The sequence below is a fragment of the Varibaculum sp. C0165D1 genome, assembly GCF_056590355.1.
Window position 1 is genome coordinate 41,059 of sequence record NZ_JBWPVY010000006.1, and the last position, 15,669, is coordinate 56,727.

Annotated in this window: 17 protein-coding genes; 1 reads left to right on the plus strand and 16 read right to left on the minus strand. The window is 54.6% G+C overall.

The features are described 5' to 3' along the window. Positions 1-107: 107 nt before the first annotated feature. The 5 genes from AC1EKS_RS08480 to rpsB form a co-directional block, all read right to left on the minus strand. Positions 108-953, minus strand: a complete 846-nt coding sequence (locus AC1EKS_RS08480; protein ID WP_481009596.1) for a phosphatidate cytidylyltransferase — start codon at positions 951-953, stop codon at positions 108-110. A gap of 45 nt (positions 954-998) precedes the next feature. Further along, positions 999-1,556, minus strand: a complete 558-nt coding sequence (gene frr / locus AC1EKS_RS08485; protein ID WP_481009595.1) for a ribosome recycling factor — start codon at positions 1,554-1,556, stop codon at positions 999-1,001. A gap of 4 nt (positions 1,557-1,560) precedes the next feature. After that, complete coding sequence (pyrH, locus tag AC1EKS_RS08490) at positions 1,561-2,259, minus strand: UMP kinase (RefSeq protein ID WP_481009623.1); 699 nt, start codon at positions 2,257-2,259, stop codon at positions 1,561-1,563. A 221-nt stretch (positions 2,260-2,480) separates the two neighbouring features. Next, on the minus strand, positions 2,481-3,317 hold the full coding sequence (tsf, locus tag AC1EKS_RS08495; RefSeq protein WP_481009594.1) for a translation elongation factor Ts: 837 nt from the start codon (positions 3,315-3,317) through the stop codon (positions 2,481-2,483). 34 nt (positions 3,318-3,351) lie between these two features. Continuing rightward, the gene (rpsB, locus tag AC1EKS_RS08500; RefSeq protein ID WP_481009593.1) at positions 3,352-4,287 is read right to left on the minus strand and encodes a 30S ribosomal protein S2; all 936 of its coding nucleotides are present in this window, start codon (positions 4,285-4,287) and stop codon (positions 3,352-3,354) included. Between the two features lie 417 nt (positions 4,288-4,704). Between rpsB and AC1EKS_RS08505 the strand changes: the two genes are divergently transcribed. Next, positions 4,705-5,250 carry a M23 family metallopeptidase gene (locus tag AC1EKS_RS08505; RefSeq protein WP_481009592.1) on the plus strand — a complete coding sequence of 182 codons (546 nt, stop codon included), beginning with the start codon at positions 4,705-4,707 and terminating at the stop codon, positions 5,248-5,250. Positions 5,251-5,297: 47 nt separating this feature from the next. Here the strand turns inward: AC1EKS_RS08505 and AC1EKS_RS08510 are convergent, their stop codons facing one another. From AC1EKS_RS08510 to trmD, 11 genes are all read right to left on the minus strand, one after another. Next, positions 5,298-6,209 carry a tyrosine-type recombinase/integrase gene (locus AC1EKS_RS08510; RefSeq protein ID WP_481010361.1) on the minus strand — a complete coding sequence of 304 codons (912 nt, stop codon included), beginning with the start codon at positions 6,207-6,209 and terminating at the stop codon, positions 5,298-5,300. A 1-nt stretch (position 6,210) separates the two neighbouring features. Further along, positions 6,211-7,380: a DNA-processing protein DprA gene (gene dprA / locus AC1EKS_RS08515; protein ID WP_481010363.1), complete on the minus strand. Its 1,170-nt coding sequence runs from the start codon at positions 7,378-7,380 to the stop codon at positions 6,211-6,213. 37 nt (positions 7,381-7,417) lie between these two features. Beyond that, the gene (locus AC1EKS_RS08520; protein ID WP_481009806.1) at positions 7,418-8,971 is read right to left on the minus strand and encodes a YifB family Mg chelatase-like AAA ATPase; all 1,554 of its coding nucleotides are present in this window, start codon (positions 8,969-8,971) and stop codon (positions 7,418-7,420) included. A 12-nt stretch (positions 8,972-8,983) separates the two neighbouring features. Beyond that, positions 8,984-9,352 carry a YraN family protein gene (locus tag AC1EKS_RS08525; protein ID WP_481009805.1) on the minus strand — a complete coding sequence of 123 codons (369 nt, stop codon included), beginning with the start codon at positions 9,350-9,352 and terminating at the stop codon, positions 8,984-8,986. A gap of 197 nt (positions 9,353-9,549) precedes the next feature. Beyond that, positions 9,550-11,106, minus strand: a complete 1,557-nt coding sequence (gene ahpF / locus AC1EKS_RS08530; protein WP_481009804.1) for an alkyl hydroperoxide reductase subunit F — start codon at positions 11,104-11,106, stop codon at positions 9,550-9,552. 3 nt (positions 11,107-11,109) lie between these two features. After that, positions 11,110-11,673 (minus strand): redoxin domain-containing protein, encoded by a 564-nt coding sequence (locus AC1EKS_RS08535; protein WP_481009803.1) that lies wholly within the window; start codon positions 11,671-11,673, stop codon positions 11,110-11,112. A gap of 109 nt (positions 11,674-11,782) precedes the next feature. After that, complete coding sequence (locus AC1EKS_RS08540) at positions 11,783-12,088, minus strand: DUF2469 domain-containing protein (protein WP_481009802.1); 306 nt, start codon at positions 12,086-12,088, stop codon at positions 11,783-11,785. Beyond that, positions 12,085-12,924, minus strand: a complete 840-nt coding sequence (locus AC1EKS_RS08545; RefSeq protein WP_481009801.1) for a ribonuclease HII — start codon at positions 12,922-12,924, stop codon at positions 12,085-12,087. The genes AC1EKS_RS08540 and AC1EKS_RS08545 overlap by 4 nt, the downstream gene beginning before the upstream one ends. A gap of 17 nt (positions 12,925-12,941) precedes the next feature. Further along, positions 12,942-13,712 (minus strand): signal peptidase I, encoded by a 771-nt coding sequence (lepB, locus tag AC1EKS_RS08550; RefSeq protein ID WP_481009800.1) that lies wholly within the window; start codon positions 13,710-13,712, stop codon positions 12,942-12,944. Between the two features lie 76 nt (positions 13,713-13,788). Beyond that, the gene (rplS, locus tag AC1EKS_RS08555) at positions 13,789-14,139 is read right to left on the minus strand and encodes a 50S ribosomal protein L19 (RefSeq protein ID WP_481009799.1); all 351 of its coding nucleotides are present in this window, start codon (positions 14,137-14,139) and stop codon (positions 13,789-13,791) included. A 133-nt stretch (positions 14,140-14,272) separates the two neighbouring features. Then, on the minus strand, positions 14,273-15,667 hold the full coding sequence (trmD, locus tag AC1EKS_RS08560; protein ID WP_481009798.1) for a tRNA (guanosine(37)-N1)-methyltransferase TrmD: 1,395 nt from the start codon (positions 15,665-15,667) through the stop codon (positions 14,273-14,275). Positions 15,668-15,669 lie beyond the last annotated feature (2 nt).

The window sequence follows — 15,669 nt, forward strand, 5'->3', positions numbered from 1 at the left end:
ATCTTTATCGCTGGCCGCACTTTGGGGGAGGACGCTCCCCTTCCCTCCGGTTTTAGCTACACTTTCGCCTTTCCCGGGGGCTTTTTCTTTCGCCATGCTTCCCGCCTCTAAAAAATAAACAGCGATACCAGGAAAAACAGGGGCACGGTGATTAGCAGCGAGTCCAAGCGGTCCATCACCCCGCCGTGACCAGGCAGCAAATGCCCCATATCTTTAAGGTGTAAATCTCGTTTGATCAAAGACTCCCCTAAATCACCGCAGGTGGCGACGATGGGGGTAAGTATCCCCAATACCGCGATTGCCCACAGCGGAGTACCGGTGATCCAGACTGCGATAGCAGCGGCCACCGTGCACATCACCACCGAGCCGGCGAAACCTTCCCAGCTTTTCGCGGGAGACACTGCCGGAGCCATCGGGTGTTTACCTTTAAGCGCTCCGGCCGCATAGCCGCCAATGTCATTGCAGATAGTGATGACAATCCAGACGATAATCGGCGCCGGATGATGCGGGTTATGCAGCATAATCACTACAAAAGAAGCCAGGAACGGCAGATAGATAGCAACAAAGCAGGTAGCTATCAGGTCGCGGGTAGCGAACTTAGAAGGCCCCAGGCTCAAGCGCCAAATCGCGCAAGTAATCAGGGTGGCCAGCAGCGCCGCCCATACTCCTTCGGGTCCCAGCAGATAGGCACAAAGCAGCATCCCGATAGTGCCTACCCAGAGGGGAGGCATACATAAGGCTATCCGAATACGCGCGAGAGCTCTGGCCATCTCAATTTCGGCCATAATCGCCACTACCATAGCAAAAACCAGGAATAGAACCGTGGGTGCCAGCAGCAGTGCCAGAGCCAAGGCTCCCAGGCCTATCCCCACCCCAATCGAGGCTGGCAGGTTACGACCCGCCCGTGATTTTTTAGCTTTCTTGGGCGGGTTCTTAGCAGGCTCTGGGTTCATTACAGACGCAGATCCCTCGCTTAAGGCGTGGGGGCTGGGATTCAACTACATCTCCATCAATTCTTTTTCTTTGGCATCTAGCAGGGCATCCATGGCGTCAACCTGCTTCTTGGTCAAAGCCTCGATTTCCTTTTCCGCGCGGGCCACTTCGTCCTCGCCGGCATCGCCATCTTTTTTCAACTTCCCTAGCTGATCCATGGCTTTGCGGCGGATACCACGAATCGTGACCCGGCCTTCCTCGGCCTTTTGCCCGGCGAGCTTTACATAGTCGCGGCGGCGTTCCTCGGTAAGTTCTGGAAGGGTTACCCGAATATGGTTACCTTCATCAGTGGGGTTAACCCCCAGGTCGGAGTCGCGAACCGCCTTAATAACATCGTTGGTGGAGGACTTGTCATAGGGGGAAATCAGCACCGTGCGCGGCTCCGGGATATTGATAGTCGCCAGCTGCTGCAAAGGCGTAGGCGCCCCATAGTACTCCACCAAAATCGGGTTAAACATGGCGGCATTGGCACGCCCGGTACGAATCGCAGTGAACTCTTCCCGGGAAAACTCGATGGCTTTTTCCATCTTGTCTTCGGCCTCGAGCAGAATATCGTCAATCACTTGGCTACTCCTTTTCAGCAGAAACTAATGTACCGATTGTCTCACCTAGCAGGGCGGAAGTAACGTTGCCAGGCTCAGACATCCCAAAAACGCGGGTATTGAGACCATTATCCATACAAAGACTAAAGGCAGTGGCATCCATGACCTTCAGTTCTTTCTGTAGAGCTTCCTGATAGGTGAGGTGGTCAAACTTGGTGGCATTAGGGTCACGCTTGGGATCTGCGCTATAGACCCCGTCAACCCCGTTTTTACCTACTAATAGCTCTTGGCAATGGGTTTCGAGGGCGCGCTGGGCACTAACAGTGTCGGTAGAAAAGAACGGAAGACCGGACCCGGCACCGAAAATCACTACCCGCCCCTTTTCCATATGACGCACCGCTTTCAAGGGAATATAGGGTTCGGCAATTTGCCCCATAGTGATCGCGGTCTGTACCCGGGTGGTTACTCCTGCCTGCTCTAGCAGATCTTGCAGAGCTAGGGAGTTCATTACTGTTCCTAGCATTCCCATATAGTCGGCACGTGCCCGGTCTAGGCCGCGTTGGGACAGTTCGGCGCCACGGAAAAAGTTACCGCCGCCGACTACTACCGCTACCTGGACTCCTTGCTCAACTGCCGCCCCAATCTGGCGAGCTACCGAATTGATGACGTCCAGATCCATGCCAACCTGTCCGCCCCCGAAGACCTCTCCGGACACTTTCAGCATTACTCTGCGTTGTTTATTTGTAACTTTTTGGTTCACCCTTGTCCCCTTAAAATATCGTTACTGGCCGGTAGGCAGCACCTGTTACTACCTTAACCCGAAGATTACAGCCTGGGGAGCGCCCCCAAATGCTTCTTACTTATTTGTCCCGGAAAAACCGGGTTCAGCCCTTAGAACATAAAAGTGTGGCCTCAGGATTTTCCTGAGGCCACATCTTTATTTGTTTAAGAACCTACGTGGAAACGGGCAAAAGCAGTAACTTTACCGCCCGCCGCCTTCACGATCTGTCCTACCGACTTCTTGGGATCTTTCGCAAAATCCTGGTCTAGCAGACAGTTGTCTTTGTAGAAGGAGCCCATCCGGCCTTCCACAATCTTGTCTACGATCTTTTCGGGCTTGCCCTCTTTAATCGTCATTTCGCGCAGAGTTTCGCGTTCCTTATCCAGTTCGGACTGGGGAACTTCGGTGCGGTCAATGAAACGGGGGCTGTAAGCGGCAACGTGCAGTGCGATATCGTGGGCAACTTCTGCGCCCGCTTTATCGGTGGCCACCAGCACCCCAACCTGCGCGGGCAGATCCGCGGAGGAGTAGTGCAAGTAGCTGGTCACGGCCTCGCCCTCGATGCGAGTAACCTTCCCTAAAACAATGTTTTCAGAGAAGAGGGCGCCGATTTCCTCGACCTTTTCTTTCACGGTGCCTTCGCCGCATTTAGCAGCTAGCAGCTCGTCGCGGGTGCTTACTCCACTGTCTACCAGTGCCTGCATGATTTCTTCGGCAGCCTCCACGAACTTGGGGGACTTGCCCACAAAGTCAGTTTCGGAGTTCAGCTCTAGCATTACCCCGGCCTGTCCGTCCGCGGTGTCCAGCACTTTCGCCATTACCAGGCCATTTGCGGTAGAACGATCTTCCCGCTTAGCCAGGGATTTCTTACCCGCCAAACGGATAGCCTTTACGGCTGCGTCCTTGTCGCCATTTGCCTCTTCCAGTGCTTTCTTTACTTCCATCAGACCTGCGCCGGTCAGTTCGCGCAGCTCTTTAATGTCTTGCATCGAAATAGCCATAAGTATGTTCCTCTCGTTAACGATCCTCAGCGGATTATTCAGATTTTTCTGCTTCAGCCGGGGCGGTTTCCTCTTCCGCGGAGGCAGCAGGGGCTTCTTCTTTCGCGTCCTCTGCCTTGTCGGCTTTCTTCTCGCCGGCCTCTTCGCTAGCTTCGTCCTTTGCGGTACCTTCTAGCAGTTCCCGTTCCCAATCGGCCAAGGGTTCTTCACTGGCCGAAGCGGATTCTTCACTGTCGGTAGCGGTTTCTTCGCTAGCTTCTTTCTTGGCTGCCGCCTTCTGCGAGCGTGCAATCAAGCCGTCTGCGCAGGCATCGGCAATAATCCGGGTGAGCAAGGCTACCGAGCGGATCGCGTCATCATTTCCGGGAATCCCAAACTCGATCTCGTCCGGGTCGCAGTTGGTATCCAAAATCGCCACGATCGGGATGTTGAGCTTGTTGGCTTCTGCCACTGCCAGGTGTTCTTTATTGGTGTCGACTACCCAAATAGCAGAGGGAATGCGGGCCATATCGCGAATACCGCCCAGGGTGCGGGACAGTTTATCTTTCTCGCGGCTCATCATCAATAGTTCTTTTTTGGTGCGTCCAGAACCGGCAACATCATCGAAGTCGATTTGTTCTAGTTCTTTCAGACGCTGCAAGCGCTTGTGTACAGTCCCAAAGTTGGTGAGCATGCCGCCCAACCAACGCTGATTAACATAGGGCATCCCTACCCGCTCTGCCTGTTCGGCAATGGAATCTTGGGCCTGTTTCTTGGTGCCAACAAAGAGGATGTTGCCTCCGCGCAGCACGGTTTGCCGCACGAAATCGTAGGCGCGGTTAATACCGTCTAGCGACTGCGCCAAATCGATTACGTAAATACCATTGCGATCAGTCAAGATGAAGGGCTTCATCTTGGGGTTCCAACGCCGGGTTTGATGTCCAAAGTGAACGCCGCTCTTCAGCAGCTCAGACATGGTTACTACCGCCATGACTTCCTTTCAGTGCGCCCAGGGCGCACGCATTGTGGGGCTATTGCCCCCGTTTACGGTTTCCATTCGGTTCCTGGCACGACGTCCACTGACACCCGTTTTACCTGGTAGAGACCATTTAAGGTTATCCCCCTAAAAAGTCACTGCCGAAAACAGGACCGAAGCCAGCGTGACCCAGCGAGGCTGGTAGTCGTACGCGAAGTCACCTGGCAAGCCAGGTGCTAAGAGCTAGCTTAGCGGGTAATACGAAACCTCCCAAGCTGAAAGCGGGACTGAGCAGTGTTAATCTGCTGACAGTTTCCCGAAATATGCTGGTCTTTTTATTTTCCGCTGTCCCCACCGAGGTTGTTTTCCGGTTTTCCTCACTACTTTATTGAAAAGTTTTTCCAACCGTTGCCTGCCTGCAAGCTAGCAGGTATGAAGAAGTCGCCTGCCCCGCCGCTACCGCTTTTAGCGGCGCTATCCGCCATCTGTTTACTGGCTCTCTCCCCTGCTTCACCGGCTCCCGCTGCTGTCACCTCCGCGAGCGACCCGCAACTGGTAAACCTGGAGCAGCTTTCTGGCGAGATTGGTTTTTATCACTGGCCTAGTCGTCACCCGGTCAAGATTCTACGTCCCTTCGACCCGCCCGCCTCGCCTTGGGGCAGCGGACACCGCGGAGTTGATCTGGACATTTCGGCAGGCAGCGGCATATATAGCGCCCGCGAGGGAACAGTTTTCTTTGTCGGCACTATTGCCGGCAAGCCCAGCATTTCGATTAAACATACGGAGCTGATTCGCACCACCTATACCCCGGTAACCAGCGACCTAGCAGTAGGCATGGCGGTTGCAGCCGGTCAAAAGATTGGAACCTTGCAGGCGGGACATCCGGGGCTGCATTTCGGCGCCAAAATCGATGACCGCCACTACCTGAATCCCCTGCTACTGATCCTGGGCCCGATTCGCCTACTTCCCAATCCTTAAACCGCTTTCGCGGAGTTTGCGCGGTTAAGACGGAGACCATAGTGCCGCTAAGCGCGAGGGAATGCTTGCTGGTAGGCGCCGATTATCCGCTGCGCGTCCACGTGAGTATAGCGCTGGGTAGTAGACAGCGCGGAGTGTCCTAACATTTCCTGGATTACCCGCAGATCCGCCCCGCCCTCCAACATATGGGAAGCCATTGAGTGACGCAGTCCGTGCGGCCCCAAATCCGGAACTCCCGCCAGGGCACAGGCCCGATGTAGGCGCGCCCGCACGATTCTTTCCGAAACCGCACCGCCTTCTGCCCCTAAGAATAGGGCGTCATTGGGAGGTGACTTTTGCAGCTGTCCCCGCGCCCGTTGCAGATAAAATTGCAGAGCTTTTCCCGCCTGAGCGCTAAAAGGAACTATTCGCTCTTTAGAACCTTTACCCCACAACCGCACGGTACGAGCCTCGAAATCAATATCTTCTGGCACCAGGGCGCAAATCTCGCCCACCCGCGCCCCGGTCGCGTAAATCAACTCGAAAATCGCCCAATCGCGTGCCATTACCGCTTCGCTCTCGGCCTGGCTTTCACACCAGGTAAGCAGCTGTTTTGCTTGGGAAACCGACAACAGATGAGGCAGATTCTTCGCGGTTTTGGGGGTGCGAAGTTGCTTCGCAAAATCTGCTTCCACCAGGTGATTTTGTTTCGCCCATTTCGAAAAGGCTCGCAGCGCCGCAATTTTTCGCGCAATCGTGGTAGCCGATTGTCCCTGGCAACGCAGCTGCGCCAGCCAGTTACGCGCGGCCAGCACCGTACACGCCGACAAAATCGATTGCTCTTCTTTGATCTGACAATGATCTAGCCACCCGCGCAGATCTGCCAGATAAGCCTTGATCGAGGCCGGAGAAAAAGATTTCGCGTATTGCAGGTAGTGGCGATAATCCTCGAACACTTCCCTCCGCGTCGCTGCCCGCATTCTAGACCCCCGCCTTCTTCCATTTACCGGCTACTTGGATTACCCGGCCATCCATTTCCAGGTTACCCATTACTGAGGCCACTTCTTCGATAGCTGCCCCGCTGGCCCGGGCAATTGCCTCGGCATTAACCGGGCTGCGCAGCGGAGTGGCATCCAAAATCCGCGCGCTCAAAGGATCCAAACCATCGAGGTAGCCCCCTGCTACCCGGGTGCGTTCGCTAGTTACCGTCCCTAAGGGAGCGATCATTTCTAAAATATCGTCGGCACCGCTAATCAAAGTGGCACCGTCTCTAATCAGCTGGTTGGAGCCTGCCCATTCGGGTTGATTAATCGGGCCAGGTACCGCCCCCACCTGCCGCCCCATCTCCATACCGTGCCGGGCAGTATTGAGTGCTCCGGAGCGAAAACCCGCCTGGACTACCACTGTTGCACCTGATAACGCCGCGATTAACCGATTGCGATCTAAGAATCGCCAACGGGTAGGACGGGCCCCGGGTGGGTACTGACTGACCAACAAGCCGCTGCGGGCAATCTGTTTAAACATCTCGGTATTGGAGGCCGGATAAGGACGATCCAATCCCCCGGCCAGCAGGCTAATCGTGGGGGTCTGGGCTCGCAGACACGCCTGGTGAACCAGGCAATCCACCCCATAGGCACCCCCGGAAACCAGGGTCATCCCCTCCCCGGCGCACCGCCAAGCAAGTTCGGTAGCAACATCGTGTCCCAGCGCGGAGACCGCGCGGGCCCCCACCATCGCTACGGTTTTGCTGCTCTCCCGGTTTAGCAGCGTGGTATCCCCGATTGCCCACAGCGCCCACGGAGCATTGCTAAGGTTATTAAACGCTTCTGGCCAGTCACTATCCCGGCGAGTAATTAACTTAAAACGTCCTCGGGACAGCATCTTTTCTAAGGCGGGTAAATCTAGGGCTTCTAGGCGGCCCCGCCAGCGGGCAAAACTTTTATCCCATTTATCTCCGCCGCTGCGCCGCACTAGCTCCACCGGCAGATAGGTGTGCCAGCGCTGCGGATCATCACTGGCAGCGCGGCGAGCAATCTTTAAAGCCGCAACCGGGCCCAATTCGTTAAGGAGCAGATCTGCTGCCAAATCGCCAGCTTCGGTTAATCTCGACCAACTGGCGCAGGCCAGGCGGTATTGATAGTTATCATCCATACTTCCTCCTTGAATTTTGCGCGCTACTGGGAGCGGCCTAGTTGGGGTGTTGCGAAGTGCGCAGCGAATAGGCGAGACCAAAATCTTCTCTACTGGGTTTATCGCGGCCATGCAGATCGGCAACCGTCCACGCTACCCGGCAGATGCGATCGGCTCCTCGCATCGAGATTCTTCCCGAACCCACCAGGCGATCAAGGCGATCTTTGCTGGCAGCATCGAGGCGCCGTTTCAGAACGCGACTAGGTATCCGCGCGTTGAGGGCTATTCCCTGCTCTTTCCAGCGTTTTTGCGCGCGCTCGCGAGCCTGCAAAACTCGCTCCCGTACAGTTTTGCTGCTTTCTGGAACTTCCGTAGTGGTTAAATCCGTGATTTTAGGGCGCCCAACTTGGCACTGCAGGTCGATGCGATCCATCAGGGGGCCAGAAAGTCGCGCTAAATAACGTACCCGCTGGTAAGGGGTACATTTACATTCTGCTCCCAACTGTCCCCACATCCCGCAAGGACAGGGGTTGGCCGCAATCACCAGCTGAAAGGCAGCGGGAAAACTAGTTACTGCCCGCGAGCGATGCACGGTTATTTTTGAGGTTTCGAGCGGCTGTCTTAAAGCATCCAGGCTGCGGGTTTGGAACTCGGGTGCTTCATCAAGAAAGAGGACGCCGTGGTGCGCCAAAGAAATCGCACCCGGAGTGGCGATCCCGCTGCCTCCCCCGATCAAAGCCGGGAGCGTGGCGGAATGATGCGGAGCGATAAAGGGCGGGCAGCGCATCAGGCCATTTGCGGGCATAAAAGTTCCCGCTAGCGAATGAATCGAAGTCACTTCCAGGGCTTCTTCATCATTTAGGGGCGGCAAAATTCCCGGCAGACAACGCGCCAACATGGTTTTCCCCGCTCCCGGCACCCCAATAAAGCTCAGGTGATGTCCCCCCGCGGCGGCAATCTCTAAAGCTTGCCGAGCCAGAAAGGCTCCGCGTACCTCTTGTAAGTCCGGGGGATCCTCTCTCGCCACGACAGGGAGTATTTCCGGGGTAGCCGATTTATCTAGGGTTTTAAGCTGAGCTACCCGCTCTTTCATTTTCCGCATCCCTAGGTAGAACAGCGCCTCTACCAGGTGCGAGACCCCGATAATCTCTATTCCCTCAATAAGGGAGGCCTCAGCAACGGCCTCGGCGGCCACCATCACTTTCTTAAAACCAGCACGCCTAGCCGCCAAAACCTGTGGCAAGATTCCTTTTACCCGATAGACCCGTCCGTCCAGGCCCAATTCCCCACAAAACACCATTCCAGCTGTCCTCTTTTGCACCCCCGCATAGCGGGAGGCCACCACCGCAAGCGCAATCGGTAAATCAAAACCCGAACCGGTCTTAGGCAGTTCCGCCGGGGAAAGATTAACGGTCAACCGCGTAGGTTCCCAACGTAGCCCGGTAGAGGCAATAGCGGCCTCCACCCGCGAGCGGGATTCCCTTAGCGAAGCATCTGGCAACCCTACTAGGGAAAATGCCGGCAATCCTTGACTATGATGCGCTTCGACCTTAATTAGGTGACCATTCAAACCCACCATGCCCAGGGCGAAACAAGTTCCAATTTGTGCCATCTTAAATCCCTCTTAAATCCCTCGACAGTGGGTAATCAGCGGCACTTTTCCGGCAGTAGCGTCAATAGCAATCAAATCGATGCGCACTCCGATCCCTCCCCCGACATCGGGGTGAAGGCTTAGCCAAAGGCTCACCAATTGGCGCAAACGAATATATTTTTCACGTCCTATTCCCCGCTTCGCTCCCCCATATTGCTGGGTGGTACGGGTTTTTACCTCCGCAAACACCAATCGCGTCGAACCCGGATCCCGGCAGATAATATCGATTTCTCCAAAGCGGCACCGCCAGTTGCGATCGATTATTTGATACCCGCACTCTGTAAGCATCCGGGCGGCCAGGTCCTCTCCGGCAGCACCAATTTCCCGGTTCTTGGTTCCCATGCTGTAAGGTTGCCGCCCGGCCAACAGGAACTAAACTTTTTCTTTTCCAATCAAGGAAAACCTAGAACTACCACCCCTGGGGACACTTGGGGATAGCCGCCGTCAGGACGGCAAAACTCACTCGCCTCGGGAAGAGCCCGGCAAGCCAGAAAAGGCGGCTGCGCCCTCTAAAGTACCGTCAACCGTCCCCGAGAAAACTAATGATCTGTATGAGGGTTACGAATCAAGTAGCCAAACGCGCCCAGCGCAGCATTGGCCCCTGCCCCTAAGGCGATCACGATCTGTTTATGGGGAGTATCGGTGCAATCTCCGGCCGCAAAAATTCCCGGCTCTGAAGTGGCACCGCAGTTATCTACCTTGATATAGCCGTTTGCTAACTCTACAGTTCCCTGTAACCAATCAGTATTGGGGATTGAGCCGATCTGCACGAAGATCCCGTCAACCTGCAACTTCTGCTTCTCGCCTTGGGCATCTACATATTCTAAACCGGTAACCCGATGACCATCCCCCACTACCCTGGTGGTATTGGCAGAACTGATCACCTTGATATTAGAGTGTTCCGCCAAACGGTCTACCAGCACCTTATCGGCTTTCAACTGGTCTGCCTGGTCAATCAGAGTAACTTCGCGAGCCATCCCCGCCAGGTCAATAGCCGCTTCTAATGCGGAGTTTCCGCCCCCCATGACTGCAACTTTACGATCTGCAAACAACGGACCGTCACAGTGAGGACAGAAAGTAACCCCCCGGTTCAAATATTGCTCTTCTCCGGGAATCTCCAGTCGCCTAAAACTGGTACCTGTACAAATCACCACGGTGCGCGCGCGCAGCCAAGCACCACCTTCGGTAGTGAGCGGGATCAGCCCGTCTTCCCCGCGCTTTCCAATTTTTTCTATCTTGATGCCACCGATCTGTTCGATAGCGTAGTCGCGCAGGTTAGCTTGGAAGGTGGCCGCCAGTTCTTCGGGTTGCACCCGCTCGAGAGTAATCAAATTTTCGATCTGACCGCTCTCCAGGACTTGTCCTCCGATCCGGTCTGCCACAATCCCGACCCGTAACTGTTTGCGCGCAGCATAAACCGCCGCGGCGGTAGCCGCCGGACCGCCGCCTATCACCAGCACATCGAAAGGCTCCAGGGCATTCAAACGCTTCAGGCGCAGCCCGGTCATTCCCCGCCCGATCTTGGACACTATCTGTTCGAGGGTCACTCTGCCTTGCAAAAAAACTTCCCCATCTTTTACCACGGTGGGTACTGATTGCAGATGGAGATGCTCAAACTCTTCCCAGAAGGTTCCTCCATCAACGGTGGTGTGTTTAATCAGGGGATTAAGTACCGAAATCGCATTCAGGGCCTGCACCACATCCGGGCAGTTCAAGCAGGAAAGCGAAACATAGCTCGTGAACTCGGCTGGTTCGTCGATCTCTTTAATCGCGGCAATAATATCGGCATCGGCCTTAACCGGATGTCCACCTACCTGCAGTAATGCCAGGACAAAACTGTTGAACTCGGTTCCAGTCGGCACCCCCGCGAAACGTACACTGATATCGGAATCAACTCGCCGAATCGCAAAAGAAGGCTTACGCTGATTTTCTTCCCATTTGACCTGAATCAGATCCGATAATCCCGCAATCTGGTGCAAAATCTCGGAGGTCTGCTTGGATTGTTCGCTGTAATCAAGCGAGGTTGCCAATTCAATGGGGTATTTGATCAACCCGATAACTTGTTTTACCTGGTCAAGTATTTTATCTTCTAGCATTTCTTATAGCTTTCCGGATAGATCAAAAGTCGGGGTAATGGTACTTTCCCCAAGATCCCAATTTGCGGGGCAAACTTCATCGGGGTGATCGTAAATATATTGTGCTGCCCGTACTTTGCGCAGCAGTTCTCCGGCGCTGCGCCCGACTGCATCGGAAGTGGTCTCTACGTATTGAATAATGCCGCTGGGATCTATCAGGAAGGTACAGCGATAGGCACACCCGGATTCCTCATCCAAGGCACCAAACCCGCGCGAAATCTTGCCGGTGGGATCAGCTACCATGGGGAAGGAAATTTTTTGAATCCGCTTAGAACTGCTATGCCAGGCCTTATGGGAATGATGCTTATCGGTAGAAACCGAGTAGACCTCTACCCCCATCCGCTGCAGCTGAGCATAATTGTCTGCTAGGTCCTCTAGCTCGGTGGGACAAACATAGGAAAAGTCTGCCGGGTAGAAGAAAACAATCGCCCATTTATCGCGGTAATCCTCGCTGGATACATCCACAAAGGAGTCATTGTAGAACGCTATCCCGGACCAGTCCGGCGCTACAGTATTAATCTTGGACACTGTCAGCCTCTTTCGCCTTTAAACCATCGCTAGATGCCTAATACTTCCCTTATATGGTAACAGCCGCCCGCCGCCCCGGTTTGGCAAACACCTAACGTAGATAGGTATTTTAAATAGTTATTTCCGATTCGGGCAGCTTTTCCACGTTAATGTCTTTGAAAGAATAAACCTTGACTCGATTAACAAAGCGAGAAGGACGATAAATATCCCATACCCAGGCATCTTGCAAAGTTACTTCAAAGAAAACATCCCCGCCATTATTGTGCATTTGCACGTCTACCTGGTTAGCCAGATAGAAGCGACGATCGGTTTCCACCACATATTTGAAGATAGACACCACGTCGCGGTATTCGCGGAATAGGGCAAGTTCCTGATGATTCTCATATGCCTCTAGATCTTCGATTCCCACTGTCATCCCTTCTGACTGCTGAAAACTTTCGGAGGCTGCACCCGTTTTTCGCGGCGGATCTGCCAGGCCTTCGCCAAGTTTGCAGAAGAAACTCCCTGCAAATTCCAACTGAGACGGTGATAAGAATCTAGCCCCAGTTTCGCGATTGCCTGCAGATGCTGCGCGGACGCATATCCCTTATTTTTTGCCCAACCATACCCGAGATCGGGTAGGTCGCTCATTAGTCTATCCCGAGTAACTTTCGCTAACACGGAAGCGGCGGCGATAACCATAGATTTCCCGTCTCCCTTTACCACGGTAGTGACTTCCCGGGAGATTTCTGTTTCAAAGGACGCGGCCGGCGAGGATGCGGGGGGGCGTCGTTCGGTTGCCGCAAATAAATCTGCGGGGGCAGATAGATAGTCGAAACTACCGTCAAGCAGCAATAACCGGGGAGAAAAACCAATTTTTTCGATTGTCCCCAAGGCGCGGAATGCCGCTAAACGCAAGGCCGGGGTTAATCCCTCGCGATCAATCTCCTCGGCACTGGCCGTGCCCACTGCCCAGGCGGCTGGCCAGGTGGAGAGCTCCGCAAACATAGCTTCCCGTCGCCGCGCCGTTAACTGTTTAGAATCGGTTAATCCGACTGGGGGTTCTCCCTCGCTGCCATCTATTACTGCTACCCCCACCGCCAAGGGGCCGGCAATCGCTCCCCGGCCGACCTCGTCAATACCGGCTACGCACTGCAGCCGGGAGGCAGGGGCGCAAGTGGGAGTATTCTTTGCCGTCCCGGCACTTCGATAGAGCTCTCGCGAGCGCTCAAGCGCAGATAGTTCGAGGTCGCGGGTAGGTACGGTTGTCATCTTTGGGAACGGGCAGCTTAGCGAGCAGGGGGAACCGCCGCGAAAGCATCGGTGTTTTTGATTGTTGACATGTGGTTTATCGGCCACATAATGGCGAACGCTCTCCCAGTTACCTGATCCAGCGAGACGAACCCTTTCGAAGGCTCCTTCATATGGAAACGGGAATCCTCCGAGTTGGAACGGTTATCCCCCATCACCCAGAGTTTTCCTGCCGGCACAGTCACATCAAATTTTATTAGCGAGGGCGCGCTGCCGGGATTAATATATCCGCTTTCGTCTACACTGACTCCATTAACTTTCAGCCGCCCATTAGTGTCGCAACATTGCACCCGATCTCCCGGCAGTCCCACGACCCGTTTAACCAGATGATTTTGGGAATCATCGGGGCGCAGACCAACCCAGATCAACATTTTCCCTACCAGGGAGGGACGCGGGGTGTCTGCGCTTCGCTTCAGCCAGTTATCGTCATCTTGGAAAACAATTACGTCTCCCCGATTAAGCTGTCGGTATTCGGGAACCAGTTTCGAAACGATAATCCGGTCGTTGATTTGCAGAGTTTGTTCCATTGAGGAAGAGGGAATCTGGAAGGCCTGGATTAAGAAAGCTTTGATAATCGCCGAGATAGCCAGGGCTACCACCACCATCATTAGGGTTTCGCGAATCATCATCCAAGTTTTAGAGGGAGCTTTGCGTACGCGCCTAGCACTCATTTTGGCTGGGTTGTTTGCTACCCGTTCCCCTGAGCCGCTTGCGCCTCGAGTTTCTTTCATCCCTTTAACTCCCGCCATGATTCAACATTTCCATCATGCCATATATAGTTAAACGGCTCTGCCCGCAGGCAGAGCCGTTTAACAAATAACGGTTTTAGGAGTCGCGACGCTCTTTGATGCGAGCCGCTTTACCGTGACGTTCACGCAGGTAGTAAAGTTTTGCCCGGCGGACATCGCCGCGGGTTACTACCTCGAGAGATTCAATGCTCGGCGAGTTTACCGGGAAGGTACGCTCTACCCCGATTCCGAAACTGATTTTACGTACCGTAAAGGTGGCGTTCGGCTGTTTCTTGCCGTGACGGGCGATTACTACCCCCTGGAACACCTGGATACGAGTGTTTCCCCCCTCGGTTACGCGTACGTTTACTTTAACGGTGTCGCCGGCGCGAAAATCAGGCAGATCCGAGCGCTGGGACTTCTGGTTAATCTCATCGATAATATTCAATGTAGTTTCCTCATTGCTTTCGTTCCGCAGGTAACGTCAGCTATCGGGCCGGTCTAGCCGGCGTATCTAGCATTGCCAAGCGGCATTTGCGGCCCCCTGCGGCAGGTTTCGCAGCCTACTTATGCAACCTTGCCTATTGTGCCATGTTTTGCGCCCAAGACGGAACCTGGCGGGTTGTGAAATCCCTAACCGCGATTAGATCCTGGTTTTCGATTCCCCCCACCATGAAGGTGCGGCGCCCACATTTACGATATCCGTGGTGGCGATAAAACTTTAGGGCCCGACGGTTGGCCTGATTGGTGCCTAAACCAATCTTGATTATATGCGGGAAAAGTGCTTGCAGCTGGGCATGGGATACTTCTAGCATTGCCCCCGCCAGTCCCGAACCGCGCCAGCGCTGATCCAGATAGCATTTCGACAGGTAGGCACAGTTTTCTCCCCCCGCTTTCACCAGGTTTTCTTCGGGGGGTACAAACCCGGGAGCTCCCGCGTTAATCAAGGTGTAGCCAGCAGCTTCCCAAACAGATTCGTCTTTGACCTTCTCCGGGGAGGAAACTTCCGCCAAGATAATCAAAGTTCCCGGATCAGCTAGATAGGCTTTAAAAGCCTGCTCACTAAGTTCTTCGGCGACAAAACGGGCAATCGCGTCTGCAGGTAAATAGTCTGGGCAGGCCTGCGGGAATAGACGAGAAGCTATAGCTGAGCAGGTTGCAGCCTCTCCCGGCTGCGCCCGGCGAAAGCGTACCTGCTGCCTATAGGGAGCAGGTAGGAATCCCCTAGCTGCCAGGATTTCGCGATCTGCTTTTTCGAGGGCGCCGGCATCTAAATCCCAGATCAAATCGGGGCGACGAACGGCAGTTAACATTAGAGACTGCTGGCGGCGCCAAGCTGCAACCTTTTGGTGATCTCCGCTGAGCAGCACCGCCGGGATATCGAGGCCGCGCCAAGTAGCCGGCTGCGTATAGGCGGGATACTCCAGCAGTCCGGACAGCTCATAGGATTCTTCCACCAGGGAACTGGGGTTACCTACGAAGCCATCCAGCAGCCGGCCAGTTGCTTCTACCAGGGCAACGGCGGCGACTTCTCCGCCGTTAAGCACATAGTCCCCCAGGGAAAAAGGTAGTACCCCAACGCCTGGCAACTGCTGATAGTACTGGCTGACTCGCTGGTCGATACCTTCATAGCGCCCGCAGGCCACCACCAAATGCTCGGTGTTTTTCGCAAGATCCCGCACCTGGCGTTGAGTGAGCGGAATTCCTGCAGGGGTAGGAATGGCCAGCACTGTTTTAGCGGCAGCTGCCTGGTCAATCACCTGGTCAATGGCTTTGCCCCACACATCGGGTTTCATCACCATCCCCGCGCCCCCGCCCGCGGGGGCGCGGTCCACGGTGCGATGTACGTCTTGGGTCCAGTCCCGCAGATCCCAAATATGGGTCTCTAAAATGCCACTGTCCCGGGCTTTCCCCATTAGGGAGACATCTAAGCAATCAAAGAACTGGGGAAAAATGGAAATAATATCTATCCGCATCT